Raw genomic sequence first — 12,926 nt, 5'->3', positions numbered from 1 at the left:
CGCGAACACCTCTCTGTACGTCGGCATCCACTTCGATGCTCGAATGTCCTAACAATAGCACATAGGTGTGTCCGCGCAAGAGATCCCGCCCGCCGAAGTTGCAGACGTAAGATTGTCGGAACATGGACCCCGCGACCACGCGGGCCGGGGAGGGAACGATGGCCGGCGACGAGCCCCATTGGCCGGACGAGCTGTTCGCCGACCTCGACCGCACCGGCCCCGTGCCGCTGTACTACCAGGTCTCCAGCCGCCTCGAAGGGGCCATCCACTCCGGCGCCATCCCCGCCGGCGCCCGCCTGGAGAACGAGATCGCGATCGCCCAGCGACTCGGCCTCTCCCGCCCCACCGTGCGTCGCGCGATCCAGGAGGTCGTCGACAAGGGACTGCTCGTCCGCCGCCGCGGCATCGGCACGCAGGTCGTGCAGGGACAGGTCACCCGCCAGGTCGAGCTGACCAGCCTCTACGAAGACCTCCAGGGCTCCCACCACGAGCCCGGCACCCGCGTGCTCGCGCACGAGGTCGTCCCCGCGACCGACGCCGTCGCCGTGGGACTCGGCGTGCCGGTCGGTGAGGACGTCGTCTACATCCGCCGCCAGCGCAGCACCGACGGGATGCCGGTGGCCGTGCTGGAGAACTACCTCCCCCGCGAGTTCCGCGACATCACCACCGACGACCTCGGCACCCGCGGGCTCTACCAGATCCTCCGCGCCCGGGGCGTGACGATCCGGATCGCCAAGCAGAAGATCGGCGCCCGGCGCGCCGAAGGAGACGAGAGCGCACTGCTCGACATCGACGACGGCGGCCCCGTGCTCACGATGGAGCGCATCGCCTTCGACGACTCCGGCAGGGCCATCGAGTACGGCCACCACTGCTACCGCCCCGACATGTACAGCTTCGAGACCACGCTCGTCGCGAAGTAGCCGATCCGGCTGACCCTCCGCGGATCGTCCGGGCGACGGCATCCGCTTGTATTAGCCTGCACACCGTGCCCGCGCGCGGGCGCAGTCGACGACGACCGGAGGATCAACAGTGACGAATCAGCACTCAGGGGGCACCACGAAGGGCACCGGCGAGGAGGAGCACCTGCGGCGGGCGCTGAGCAACCGCCACATCCAGTTGCTCGCGATCGGCGGGGCGATCGGCACCGGCCTGTTCATGGGCAGCGGCAAGACCATCTCGGTCGCCGGCCCGTCGGTCATCTTCGTCTACATGATCATCGGCTTCATGCTGTTCTTCGTCATGCGGGCGATGGGCGAGCTGCTGCTGTCGAACCTCAAGTACAAGTCGTTCAGCGACTTCGCCAGCGACCTCCTCGGCCCCTGGGCCGGCTTCTTCACCGGGTGGACCTACTGGTTCTGCTGGGTGGTCACCGGCGTCGCCGACGTCATCGCGATCGCCGGGTACACGGATGCGCTCATCCCCGGCATCCCGCTGTGGATCCCCGGCCTGCTCGTCATCATCATCCTGCTCGCGCTGAACCTGCCCACGGTCGCCGCCTTCGGCGAGATGGAGTTCTGGTTCGCGCTCATCAAGATCGTCGCGATCGTGGCGCTCATCATCACCGGCCTCGTGATGATCTTCACCGGCTTCCAGCACGACGCCGGCACCGCGTCGTTCGCGAACCTGTGGGACCACGGCGGCATGTTCCCGCACGGCTTCATGGGCTTCGTCGCCGGCTTCCAGATCGCCGTCTTCGCGTTCGTCGGCATCGAGCTCGTCGGCACGGCCGCGGCCGAGACGAAGGACCCGACGCGCAACCTGCCGAAGGCGATCAACGCCATCCCGATCCGCGTGCTGCTGTTCTACGTGGGCGCGCTCATCGTTCTGATGGCCGTGACCCCCTGGACCGAGTACGTCGCGGGCGAGAGTCCCTTCATCGCCATGTTCGCCCTCGCGGGCCTCGGCATCGCCGCGACGGTCGTGAACCTCGTCGTGCTGACCTCGGCCATGTCGAGCGCGAACTCGGGCATCTACTCCACCTCGCGCATGGTGTTCGGACTCGCGCAGGACGGCGACGCCCCGCAGATCTTCGGCCGCCTGTCGTCGCGCAAGGTGCCGCAGAACGCGCTGTTCCTCTCCTGCATCCTGCTGCTGTCGGGCGTCGTGCTGCTGTACGCGGGCAAGGACATCGGCACCGCCTTCGACATGGTGACCACGGTCTCGGCCGTGTGCTTCATGTTCGTGTGGACGATCTTCCTGATCAGCTACATCGTCTACCGCCGCACGCGCAAGGAGAAGGCCGCGGGCTCGGTGTTCCGCATGCCGGGCGGTCTGTTCATGCCCTACGTGGTGCTCGCGTTCTTCGTGTTCATCCTGTGGGCGCTGACCACGCAGCCCGACACCCTGACCGCGCTGGCGGTGACGCCGATCTGGTTCGCGCTGCTCGTCGTGGCGTGGCTCTTCGTGCGCAGGTCTCCGAACCACATCTCCCGTCACGAGGCCCACATCGCGCACCTGCGCGACGACTCCGCGGAGTAACGCGTTCACAACTCCTCAAGGATCGGCCGATTCCGCCCGGAATCGGCCGATCCTCGTCTGTCGGCCCTGTTTCTTGAGGAGTTGTGAACCAGGAACCCGGGACCCGGCTCAGGCGGAGGCCACCGCGGCCGGCTTCGCAGCGAACAGGCGCTTCCGCAGCGCGAGGAACAGCAGCACCATGCCCGCCGAGAGCAGGATGTGACCGAGCCCCGCGATGCCGGAGATCATGGCGGACGACTCCCGACCGAGCACCGTGAGGCATCCGTGCCAGACGAGCATCGCCGAGGTGAGCACGAGTCCGGCGTTGTAGATCCAGAAGAACCAGCCGAACAGGCGGCTCTCGCTCAGTGCGAACGCCTTCTCGAGCAGCAGCACGATCAGCAGCACGACGAAGCCCAGCACGAGCACGTGCGTGTGGACGAGACCGAGCTGGGTGAACTGCCCCTCGGGGAAGCCGTTGGCCTTGGTGAACTCGCGGTAGAAGAGTCCGGAGAGCACGCCGACGAGCATGTAGGCGAACGCGGCGTAGAAGAGCTTGCGCATGAGGGGTGTCCTTTCGAGGCTGACTCCAGCCTCGCGCCGCGGCACCCGCACCGGATCCATCGTTCGGTTGAGATGCACGGGCAGTGCGCGGCACGGCGCGGCACAGCCCGCACGGCCTTACACCCGCACGGAACGGCAGCGCCGTGCGAATCTGCGACCGGCGAGACATCAGAGAGGTCAGAGGATGCCGGTGTCCCGGGCGATCGCGATCGCCCGGGCGCGACTGTCGGCGCCGAGCTTCTCGAACACGTGCACGAGGTGCGTCTTGACCGTCGCCTCGGTGACGAACAGCGTCTTCGCGATCTCCCGGTTCGATGAGCCGGTGTCGAGGAGCCGCAGCACGTCGAGCTCGCGCTCGGTGAGCCGCACCCGCGGTGCCCGCATGACCTCGACGACGCGTTCGCTGAGCTCGGGGGTGAGCACGAGCCCTCCTGCGGCGGCGTGACGGATCGCCTGCACGATCACGTCAGGAGCGACGTCTTTCAGCAGATATCCCGCTGCACCTGCCTCAATCGCCCCGAGAATCTCCGCATCTCGATCGAAAGTGGTGAGGATGATCACCGCGGGGGCCGGCTCCTGCGCGCGGAGTGCAGCGGTGGTCTGGACGCCGTCCATGCCGGAGCCCAGGCGCAGATCGCACAGCACGACATCGGGGTGCAGATGCCGCGACAGCGCCACCGCCTCCTCACCGGATGCGGCCTCCCCCACGACCTCGATGTCGTCGCGGCGGTCGAACAACGAGCGCACGCCCGCCCGCACGATGGGGTGGTCGTCGACGAGCAGCACGCGCAGCGCGGTCATGACGCTCTCCCCTCGCCGCGGGGCGACGGGCACCCTCCGACCGACACATGGGCCGAGAGCGCCGTGCCGTCGCCTGGGGCGCTCTCCACGTCGAGTCCGCCGCCGAGCTCGCGGAGCCGCGCCCGCATCGCGCGCAGGCCGTAGCCGCCGTCCGGCCCCGGCGCGTCGAGTCGTGCGGAATCGAAGCCGCGTCCGTCATCGACGATGTCCAGGCGCACCGTGTCGCCGGCATCCGCCAGCGTCACCACCACCCGCGAGGCGCCGGAGTGCGTGCGCACGTTCGCGAGCGCCGACTGGGCCGTGCGCAGCAGCGCGACCTCGGCGTCGAGGCCGAGCGCGGGGAGGTCGTCGGCCTGCAGCGTCGCCGAGATCCCGGTCTCGTCCGACAGGCGCCGCAGCATCCGTCCGAGCGCGTCGCCGAGGGCGGCCTGCTCCAGCTCCGCCGGCATGAGGTCGTTCACGATGCGTCGGGCGTCGGCCAGTCCCTCTGCGGCGAGCGCGGCGATCTGCTCGAGCGCGCGGTCGGGGTCGGCATCCTGCTCCGTCCCGGTCCGAGCCAGCATGCCGATCGACGCCATGCTCTGCGCGACGGTGTCGTGGATGTCGCGCGACACCCTGGTGCGCTCGGCGCTCGCTCCGGACTCGCGCTGCGTGCGCGCGAGCTCGTCCTGCAGGGCCGCCATCTCCTCGTGCGCCTGGACGAGCGAGGAGATGAGCCGACGCCGTTCGCGCGCGTCGCGGACGAGCTCGAGGTATCCGCGCGAGATCCCCAGCGCGAAGACCCCGCCGACCAGCGGGCCGATCACGTTGGCGTAGCTGGTGGTGCCGTGGTGCAGCACGGGAGCCGCGATGACGACGGCGAGGATCAGGATGCTCAGCGGAGCCGCCCACCGCATCCGCAGCACGAAACCGGAGAGCAGCCAGAGCGCGAAGGCGAGCCACACGTACTCCGGCGACAGCGCGACGGCGCCGAGCCAGATCAGCGTCAGCCCGAGCAGCCAGCCGGCGGCGAGGCGACGGTCCGCGGTGCGCTCGCTCAGCACCAGGCCGCCGCCGTACCAGCCGAGGAAGACGAGGCTGATCGCCAGCACCCACGGCAGGGGCACGCCGTCGAGCGCGGCCCGCCACGAACCGATCGCGACGAGCACCACGGTGATCACGGCCTGCCCGACCCGCACGGAGCCGATCAGCCCCGCCCAGGTGCGCACGCGCACGGGCTCGGCGGCGGGGTGATCAGGAGACGGCATCCTCACATTCTTCCTCCCCACCCCCTCGCACGCCTCCACCTTTCGGTTGACCGCCCCTTCGCCCTTGCCTGCCGCCGTCGAGTTCACGTGCACTCGGCGAGTGCACGGCATCCCCGCGCCGACAGTCCGTGCGCTCGGCGAGATCATGTGCGCTCGACGGCGATGGAGGGCCTGCCAAGAGGGGGTGCGGCAGGGCCTCCCTCGGGAGGGGGAGGCGGGCGTAGCGTCGGAACGACAGGATGCCGACGGAAGGACACCCCATGCACACGCGCACACTCGGACAGGGCCTCGAGGTCTCGGCGGTCGGACTCGGCTGCATGGGCATGTCGCAGAGCTACGGGCCGAATCCCGGCACACGGGAGGAGATGATCGACGTGCTGCGCTCGGCGCTCGACCTCGGCGTCACCTTCTTCGACACGGCGGAGGTCTACGGTCCCTACGTGAACGAGGAGCTCGTCGGAGAGGCCCTCGCGCCGATCCGCGACCAGGTCGTGATCGCGACGAAGTTCGGCTGGAAGATCGAAGACGGCAAGAGCGTCGGCCTCGACAGCAGGCCCGAGCAGATCCGACGGGTCGCCGAAGCCTCGCTGCGACGGCTGCGCACCGACACGATCGACCTGTTCTACCAGCACCGCGTCGACCCGGACGTGCCGATCGACGACGTGGCCGGGACGGTCGGCGAGCTGATCGCCGAGGGCAAGGTTCGGCACTTCGGCCTCTCCGAGGCGTCGGCGGACACCATCCGGCGCGCGCACGCCGTGCACCCGGTGACGGCCCTGCAGAGCGAGTACTCGCTGTGGACGCGCGAGCCCGAGGCGTCCGTGCTTCCCGTGCTCGCCGAGCTCGGCATCGGCTTCGTGCCGTTCAGCCCCCTCGGCAAGGGCTTCCTGACCGGCACGGTCGATCAGAGCACGCCCTTCACCGAGGGCGACATCCGCGGAACGATCCCGCGCTTCAGCGAGGAGAACCGCGCCGCGAACCAGGAGCTCGTCGGTCAGGTCGCCGCTCTCGCCGCCGCGAAGGACGCCTCCCCCGGACAGATCGCCCTCGCGTGGCTGCTCGCCCGCGAGCCGTGGATCGTGCCCATCCCCGGCACGCGCCGCACGGCGCGCATCGCCGAGAACGCGGGCTCGACCGCCGTCGCGCTGTCCGCCGACGAGATGTCCGCCCTCGATCAGCTGGCCACGCGGGTCCACGGCGCCCGCTACAACCCCCAGCAGATGTCCTTCATCGACCGCTGACCCCGCACTTCCCGCGGCCGGGTCGCGTCGGGTCGCGTCGGAGTCGCCGTCAGGATCGCCGTCGACTTCACGCGCACTCGGCGACGTCACGCCCACAGGCCGGGTTCACGTGCACTCGGCGGGATGCCGTGCACTCAGCGACTTCACGTGCGCACGCGGCGGGGCTAGCGTGGCGGGGTGAGCACAGACCGCAGCTACCCGACGACGATCGCCGCGGGCGTGGAGCACGAGCTCGTCATCAAGAAGTCGCGGTTCATCGCCCACGTCGAGCCCGTCGCCTCGGTGGCGGAGGCGGATGCCGTCATCGCCGGCATCCGCAAACGGTTCTGGGACGCACGGCACAACTGCAGTGCGATGGTCACCGGCCTGCTCGGCGACCAGGCGCGGTCATCGGATGACGGAGAGCCGTCTGGCACAGCCGGCATCCCGATGCTCGAGGTGCTGCGGCGCCGGGAGCTCACCGACGTCGTGGCCGTGGTCACCCGGTACTTCGGCGGCGTCAAGCTCGGAGCCGGCGGACTCGTGCGCGCCTACTCCACGGCCGTCTCGGAGGCGCTGGATCTCGCGTCGCCCGTGCGGCGGGAGTCGCTCACGCAGGCGACGGTGGTCGTGCCCCACGCGGATGCCGGCCGCTACGACAACCTGCTGCGCGACTGGGCCGGCCACCACGGCGCGACGCTGGGCGCACCGAGCTACGGCGCGGCGGCGACGCTCGAGCTCTGGGCGCCCGCCGCGGCGCTCGCCTCCCTGGCCGACGACCTCGCCGCCGCATCCGCCGGCGCTGTGACGCCCGTCTTCGGCGCCGAGCGCATCGTCGACGTGCCCGGCTGACCGCCCGCCCCCGCATCCACGTTCCCGTCCACCCGCGCCCGCCCGACGCCGAAGTCCCGTCCGGCCGCTCCCGCCCGACGCCGGAGTCCGTCGGCCATCCATCGCCCATCGCCCTCGCGTTACCTCGCCGAGTGCACGGCCTCACGACGGCAGCATCCCGCCAGGCTCTGCGGGAAACCCCAGAGCATCTGCACGCGGCGCGGCGTGTCGACCGGGTGGCACGCCGCGCCGGCATCCGACGCTCTGGGTTTCTCCCCGGCGAACGGGGTGCGATCGGTGCGGGGCGTCCGCACCCCGGCACGGCGGATACGCTGGATCAGAGCTGCCGGAAGGAGCGAGATGTTCGACAGCCCGCTCTCGGCGTCGGCGTACGAGGTGCTCGGCGTCGACCCGACGGTCGACCACGACGAGCTGCGGCGCGCCTACCGGCTGCGCCTGCGCCAGACGCACCCCGACACGGGTGGCGACGCCGCCGTGTTCATCCAGGTGCAGTACGCGTGGGAGCTCATCGGCACCCCCGAGGGCCGCGCCGCGTACGACCGCGGGCACGGTTTCGTCGCGGAGAGCGAGTGGAGCGGATGGCGCGTGCAGACCGCCCGTCCGGACACACGGCCGCGCGCCCGCTCCTACGGACACCCCGGCGGATGGCGCCGAGAGCGCTACATCACGCTGATCCGCGAGTGGGCGGGCGTCGGCGTGGAGGTCCCCGATCCCTACGACCCCGCGCTGGTCCGTCAGGCGCCGCGCGAACTTCGCCGGCTGCTCGCCGATGCGCTGGCGGAGGAGGAGACGGCCCGGACCGTCTCCGACCTCGGCATGGGCTTCACGATCTGGCATGACGTGGCCACGGGGGCGGATGCCGACGACAAGCTCGATCACGTCGTCCTCAGCCCGTCCGGTCTCTACGGCGTGATGTCGGAGGACTTCGGCGGGGTGGTCGGATTCCGCCGCGGCGAGATCACGGGCCCGACCGTCGGGGTCCGCGCACCCGTCACCGCGCTCCTCGGACGCATGCGCGTGACGGCACGTGCCGCACGGGTGCGGTTCGGCGGCGCCATCGTCGTGCTGCCGGACGACGACCTCGTGCAGGCCGTCACTCCGCTGGGCACCGTGCGCGGCATCCCGGTCGTCGTCGTGCGCCGGAGCGCGCTGGGCATGGTGCTCCGCCAGGGCGTGCCGGGGGTGCGCGCGATCGGCGGCAACGAGCTCTTCGACGTCCGCACGCGCCTGCAGCAGACCGTGCGATTCGTCTGAGCGGCGCGCTACGTTACAGGCATGAGCGACTCGACCGGCCGTGCAACAACTGCATTCCTGGTGTGGATCGTGCAGCTGTTCCTCAGTGTCCTCGCGGCCGGCACGACGCTCCTCGAGACTCTCAGCATCGCCAGCTGCACGGCGACGTCGTGCGACTACGCCGCCTACGCCGCCATCGTGAACACCCTCTACATCGGCGCTCTCGTCCTTCTGATCGTCTCGGGGGCGGCGATCCTCCTGCTGCGGCGCAGTCGCGGTGTGGTGCTCGCTCCGCTCATCGGCATCGTCCTGCTCATGGCACTGCTGGTGATCACCTACGTCGCGGGCCGTGAGGCGCTGACCCTTCCTCTCTTCGGGAACCGACTGGCGTAGCGACATCCGCTCCCCTCACAACTGACGGGATCCGCGCCGAGCATTGACGCGGTCAATCAAACCGGTTTACACTCATCAAACCGGTTCACTCCGGTCTTTCCACGAGGAGGTGGCATGAGCCGCACGACGATCGCCGATGTCGCCCGCGAGGCCGGCGTCACGAAGGCGACGGTGTCGCACGCCCTGAGCGGCAACCGCCCGATCTCCGAGGAGACCCGCGCGAAGGTCCTCGCGGCGGCCGAGAAGCTCAACTGGGCGCCCAGCCAGAGCGCCAGGGCCCTCGCGAACCGCCGCGCCAACGCCGTGGCGGTCGTCCTCGCCCGAGACCCCGAGGTCATCGCGAACGACTCGTTCTTCCCCGCCTTCATCGCCGGCGTGGAGTCCGTGCTCGCCGAGACCGAGACGGCTCTCATCCTGCAGGTGGTCCCCGACCGCGACGCCGAGGAGCGCGCCTACCGCTCGCTCACCCACGGCCGCGCCGACGGAGCGCTCCTGCTCGACCTGCGTGACGATGACTGGCGCGTGCCCTTCCTCGACGAGCTAGAGCTGCCGACGGTCCTGGTCGGCGCCTACGACCAGCCGCACTCGTTCTCGTGCGTCCGCACCGACGACGCGACCCCCGTGCGCGAGATCATCGCCCACCTGCGCGACGCGGGTCACGAGCGCATCGCGCACATCTCCGGCCCGCTCGCCTACGTGCACTCCCGAGCCCGCGCCGAGGCCTACACCGACGAGATCGGCGGCGACGAGCTGCTGCGCGAGGGCGACTTCACCGCAGCGAGCGGACGCGCGCTGACCGAGGAGCTGCTCGCTCTTCCCGAGCGCCCCACCGCGATCGTCTACGCGAACGACACGATGGCGATCGCCGGCCTGTCCTACGCACGCTCGCAGGGCCTCTCGATCCCCGACGACCTCGCGATCGCCGGATTCGACGATGACCACCTCTCCGCCCACCTCTCTCCGGCGCTGACCAGCGTCTCGTCGGACCCCGCCGCGCGAGGTCGCGCGGCCGCCCGCCTCCTGCGGGCAGACATCCTCGGAGCGCAGCCGCGCACCGAGATCGTCGACTGCAACGTCGTGCACTTCCGCGAGAGCACAGCGGCGCCGTCGGCAGCTACACCCACCGTGTCGAGGAGGACACCATGAAGAAGATCCGTGCAGCAGCACTCGTCGGCGCAGTCAGCGCCTTCGCGCTCGTCGCGACCGGATGCTCGGCAGGAGCCGGCACCACCGCCGGCTCGGCCGACGGAAAGGGTCCGATCAAGGTCTGGCTGTCGAACAACGAGCAGGAGGTGGCCTGGGGTCACGCCGTCGTCGACGCCTGGAACAAGGAGCACCCCGACGAGAAGGTGACCGCGCAGGAGATCCCGGCCGGATCCTCCTCCGAAGAGGCGATCACCGCGGCGATCACCGCCGGCACCGCACCGTGCCTCGTGTACAACGTGGCCCCGGCCGCCGTCTCCGGATGGGTCAAGCAGGGCGGCCTCGTCGACCTCAGCAAGCTCGACGGCGGCGACGACTACATCACCTCGCGCGGCGGAGAGCTCGCCGCCTACAAGACCGACGACAGCTTCTACCAGCTGCCGTGGAAGTCCAACCCGGTGATGGTCATGTACAACAAGGCGCTCTTCCAGGCCGCGGGCATCGACCCCGAAGACCCGCAGATGAACACCTACGACGCCTTCCTCGAGGGGTCCAAGAAGATCGTGGCCTCGGGTGTGCAGAGCGCGATCTGGCCGGCGCCCACGAGCGAGTTCTACCAGCCGTGGTTCGACTTCTATCCGCTGTACCTCGCCGAGACCGACGGCACCATGCTGGTCGAAGACGGCAAGGCCACGTTCGACTCGGATGCCGGAAAGAAGGTCGCCGAGTTCTGGAAGACGATCTACGACGAGAAGCTGGCCCCGAACGAGGCCTCGACCGACGACGCGATGTCGGCGGGCACCACGGCCATGCAGCTCGCCGGCCCGTGGGCCATCCCGTCGTACGCCGACACCGTCGACGTCGGCTTCATGCCGGTGCCGACCAGCGACGGTCGCGACAACCCGACGACCTTCGCCGACTCCAAGAGCGTCTCGATGTTCACGGCGTGCAAGAACCAGGGCACCGCGTGGGACTTCCTGCAGTTCTCCACGAACGAGGACAGCGACGGCCAGCTGCTGGAGCTCACCGGTCAGATGCCGATGCGCACCGACCTCGCCGGCACCTACCCCGACTACTTCTCCGCGAACCCGGACTACACGGCCTTCGCGAAGCAGGTCGAGGCGACGGCGGACGTGCCCAGCATCCCGAACTCCGTCGAGGCCTGGCAGGCCTTCCGCGACGAGTACTCGTCGGCCGTGATCTTCGGCAAGACCTCCATCGACGAGTTCCTGAAGACGGCGGCCTCGAAGATCGACAAGCTCGTCGCCGAGTGACGTCATGACCGACAACCGGCGGCTGCGCACCCGATGGCTGGGTGCGCAGCCGATCGGCGGCCTCTTCGCGCTGCCGTACTTCGTCTTCGTGATCGCGATCTTCGCCTATCCGCTCGCCTTCGCCGTCTACATCGCCTTCCACGACTACTTCTTCACCGCCCCCGGCACGGAGGTCGAGCGCCCGTTCGTCGGCTTCGACAACTTCGTCACGGTGCTCACCGACCCGCGGGTCATCGGCTCGTTCCGCAACACGCTCGTGTTCCTCGTGATCAACGTGCCGCTGACCGCGGTGCTGTCGCTGATCCTCGCGGCGGCGCTGAACACCGGCATCCGCTGGGTCGCCGCCTACCGCGTGGCGTTCTACGTGCCGTATCTGACGGCGAGCGTCTCGCTCGTGGGCGTGTGGATGCTGCTGTTCTCGGGCAACGGACTGATCAACACGATCCTCGGCCCGCTCGCCCCCGACCCCTCATGGCTCGTCAACAGCGGACTCGCGATGCCGATGATCGCGCTGTACGTGACGTGGAAGCAGCTGGGCTTCTACATCCTCCTGTATCTGGCAGCACTGCAGAACGTGCCGAAGGAGCTGTACGAATCGGCCGAGACCGACGGCGCCGGCATCCTCTCCCGCTTCCGTCACGTGACCGTGCCCGGCGTCCGCAGCGCGACGACCCTCGTGCTGATCCTCTCGATCATCACCGGCGCCAACCTCTTCACCGAGCCCTACCTGCTCACGAACGGCGGCGGCCCCGACGGCGCCTCGTCCACCCCTGTGCTGCTCATCTACCAGCTGGGCATCCAGCAGCAGAACCCCGACACCGCAGCGGCGATCGGCATGATCCTCGTGGTCCTGGTCGGGATGCTGTCGCTCGCCGCCAACCGCGCGACCAGGGAGCGATGATGACCCGCAGACGTTCAGTCCCCCGCATCCTGAGCATCATCGTGCTCACGATCGCGGCGATCGGCTTCGCCTTCCCGTTCTACTTCATGCTCGTGGGGGCGTTCCAGAAGAACCCCACGAACTCCCCGAACGAGCTCTTCCCGACGAGCGGGTGGACGGTCGACAACTTCGTCGCCATCGACTCGCGCATCGACCTGGCGGGTTCCCTGCTGAACTCGCTCATCTTCACGGCGGGCGTGCTGCTCGGCACCGTCGTGTTCGGGCTGCTCGCCGGCTACGCGATCGCCCGGCTCGACTTCCGCGGTCGCGGGGTGATCTGGGTGCTCATGCTGCTCGTGCAGATGGTGCCGTTCCAGCTGCTCATGATCCCGCTGTACGTGCAGATCACGCGCAGCTACGGCCTGGGCGACTCGTATCTGGGCATGATCCTGCCGTTCCTCATCAACACGACCGCGGTGTTCATCTTCACGCAGTTCTTCAAGGCGCTGCCCGTGGAGATCTTCGAGGCGGCGCGGATCGACGGGGCAGGTGAGATCCGCCTGCTGACCTCGGTGGCGCTCCCGCTGATCCGACCGGTGCTCGTGACCGTCGTGCTGGTGACCTTCATCGGTCCGTGGAACGAGTTCCTGTGGCCGTTCCTCATCACCAAGGACTCGAGCCTGCAGCCGCTCGCCGTGTCCCTCGCCAACTACATCTCGAACGTGGCGCAGTCCACCGCCAACCCCAACGGCGCGATCCTCGCGGGCGCCACCGCCCTCGCGTTCCCCGTCGTGATCCTGTTCATCGTCTTCCAGCGGTTCTTCACCGCCACCGACCTCGGCGCCGCCGTCAAGGGCTAGCC

General features: G+C 69.4%; 13 protein-coding genes. 10 read left to right on the top strand and 3 right to left on the bottom strand.

The window, feature by feature from the left end; genetic code table 11:
- Positions 1-122: 122 nt before the first annotated feature.
- Positions 123-920, top strand: a complete 798-nt coding sequence (locus MRBLWH10_RS17430; RefSeq protein ID WP_308116168.1) for a GntR family transcriptional regulator — start codon at positions 123-125, stop codon at positions 918-920.
- A gap of 109 nt (positions 921-1,029) precedes the next feature.
- Positions 1,030-2,478 (top strand): D-serine/D-alanine/glycine transporter, encoded by a 1,449-nt coding sequence (cycA, locus tag MRBLWH10_RS17425; protein ID WP_341940892.1) that lies wholly within the window; start codon positions 1,030-1,032, stop codon positions 2,476-2,478.
- Between the two features lie 108 nt (positions 2,479-2,586).
- Here the strand turns inward: cycA and MRBLWH10_RS17420 are convergent, their stop codons facing one another.
- The 3 genes from MRBLWH10_RS17420 to MRBLWH10_RS17410 all read right to left on the bottom strand — a co-directional run bounded on the left by MRBLWH10_RS17420 (position 2,587) and on the right by MRBLWH10_RS17410 (position 5,069).
- Positions 2,587-3,021, bottom strand: coding sequence for a DUF2871 domain-containing protein (locus MRBLWH10_RS17420; protein ID WP_341940891.1), 435 nt, complete (start codon positions 3,019-3,021; stop codon positions 2,587-2,589).
- A gap of 177 nt (positions 3,022-3,198) precedes the next feature.
- Complete coding sequence (locus tag MRBLWH10_RS17415) at positions 3,199-3,822, bottom strand: response regulator transcription factor (protein WP_223585551.1); 624 nt, start codon at positions 3,820-3,822, stop codon at positions 3,199-3,201.
- Positions 3,819-5,069: a sensor histidine kinase gene (locus MRBLWH10_RS17410; protein WP_341940890.1), complete on the bottom strand. Its 1,251-nt coding sequence runs from the start codon at positions 5,067-5,069 to the stop codon at positions 3,819-3,821. The genes MRBLWH10_RS17415 and MRBLWH10_RS17410 overlap by 4 nt, the downstream gene beginning before the upstream one ends.
- Before the next feature lie 260 nt (positions 5,070-5,329).
- Here MRBLWH10_RS17410 and MRBLWH10_RS17405 point away from each other — a divergent pair, with 260 nt between their 5' ends.
- The 8 genes from MRBLWH10_RS17405 to MRBLWH10_RS17370 all read left to right on the top strand — a co-directional run bounded on the left by MRBLWH10_RS17405 (position 5,330) and on the right by MRBLWH10_RS17370 (position 12,924).
- Positions 5,330-6,310, top strand: coding sequence for an aldo/keto reductase (locus MRBLWH10_RS17405; RefSeq protein ID WP_341940889.1), 981 nt, complete (start codon positions 5,330-5,332; stop codon positions 6,308-6,310).
- Positions 6,311-6,487: 177 nt separating this feature from the next.
- Complete coding sequence (locus MRBLWH10_RS17400; protein WP_341940888.1) at positions 6,488-7,141, top strand: YigZ family protein; 654 nt, start codon at positions 6,488-6,490, stop codon at positions 7,139-7,141.
- Positions 7,142-7,480: 339 nt separating this feature from the next.
- A complete protein-coding gene (locus MRBLWH10_RS17395; RefSeq protein WP_341940887.1) occupies positions 7,481-8,395 on the top strand; it encodes a DnaJ domain-containing protein in 915 nt (304 codons plus the stop codon).
- 21 nt (positions 8,396-8,416) lie between these two features.
- Positions 8,417-8,767, top strand: a complete 351-nt coding sequence (locus MRBLWH10_RS17390; RefSeq protein WP_341940886.1) for a hypothetical protein — start codon at positions 8,417-8,419, stop codon at positions 8,765-8,767.
- Between the two features lie 114 nt (positions 8,768-8,881).
- On the top strand, positions 8,882-9,913 hold the full coding sequence (locus tag MRBLWH10_RS17385; RefSeq protein ID WP_341940885.1) for a LacI family DNA-binding transcriptional regulator: 1,032 nt from the start codon (positions 8,882-8,884) through the stop codon (positions 9,911-9,913).
- The gene (locus MRBLWH10_RS17380; protein WP_341940884.1) at positions 9,910-11,184 is read left to right on the top strand and encodes a sugar ABC transporter substrate-binding protein; all 1,275 of its coding nucleotides are present in this window, start codon (positions 9,910-9,912) and stop codon (positions 11,182-11,184) included. The genes MRBLWH10_RS17385 and MRBLWH10_RS17380 overlap by 4 nt, the downstream gene beginning before the upstream one ends.
- Before the next feature lie 4 nt (positions 11,185-11,188).
- Positions 11,189-12,085, top strand: coding sequence for a sugar ABC transporter permease (locus tag MRBLWH10_RS17375; protein WP_341940883.1), 897 nt, complete (start codon positions 11,189-11,191; stop codon positions 12,083-12,085).
- The gene (locus MRBLWH10_RS17370; protein ID WP_341940882.1) at positions 12,082-12,924 is read left to right on the top strand and encodes a carbohydrate ABC transporter permease; all 843 of its coding nucleotides are present in this window, start codon (positions 12,082-12,084) and stop codon (positions 12,922-12,924) included. The genes MRBLWH10_RS17375 and MRBLWH10_RS17370 overlap by 4 nt, the downstream gene beginning before the upstream one ends.
- Positions 12,925-12,926: the final 2 nt, after the last annotated feature.

It is taken from the genome of Microbacterium sp. LWH10-1.2 (genome assembly GCF_038397765.1).
Taxonomy (GTDB): domain Bacteria; phylum Actinomycetota; class Actinomycetes; order Actinomycetales; family Microbacteriaceae; genus Microbacterium; species Microbacterium natoriense.
Note: the sequence above shows the minus strand (reverse complement) of the source record. Positions and strands in the feature narration are given on the sequence as shown.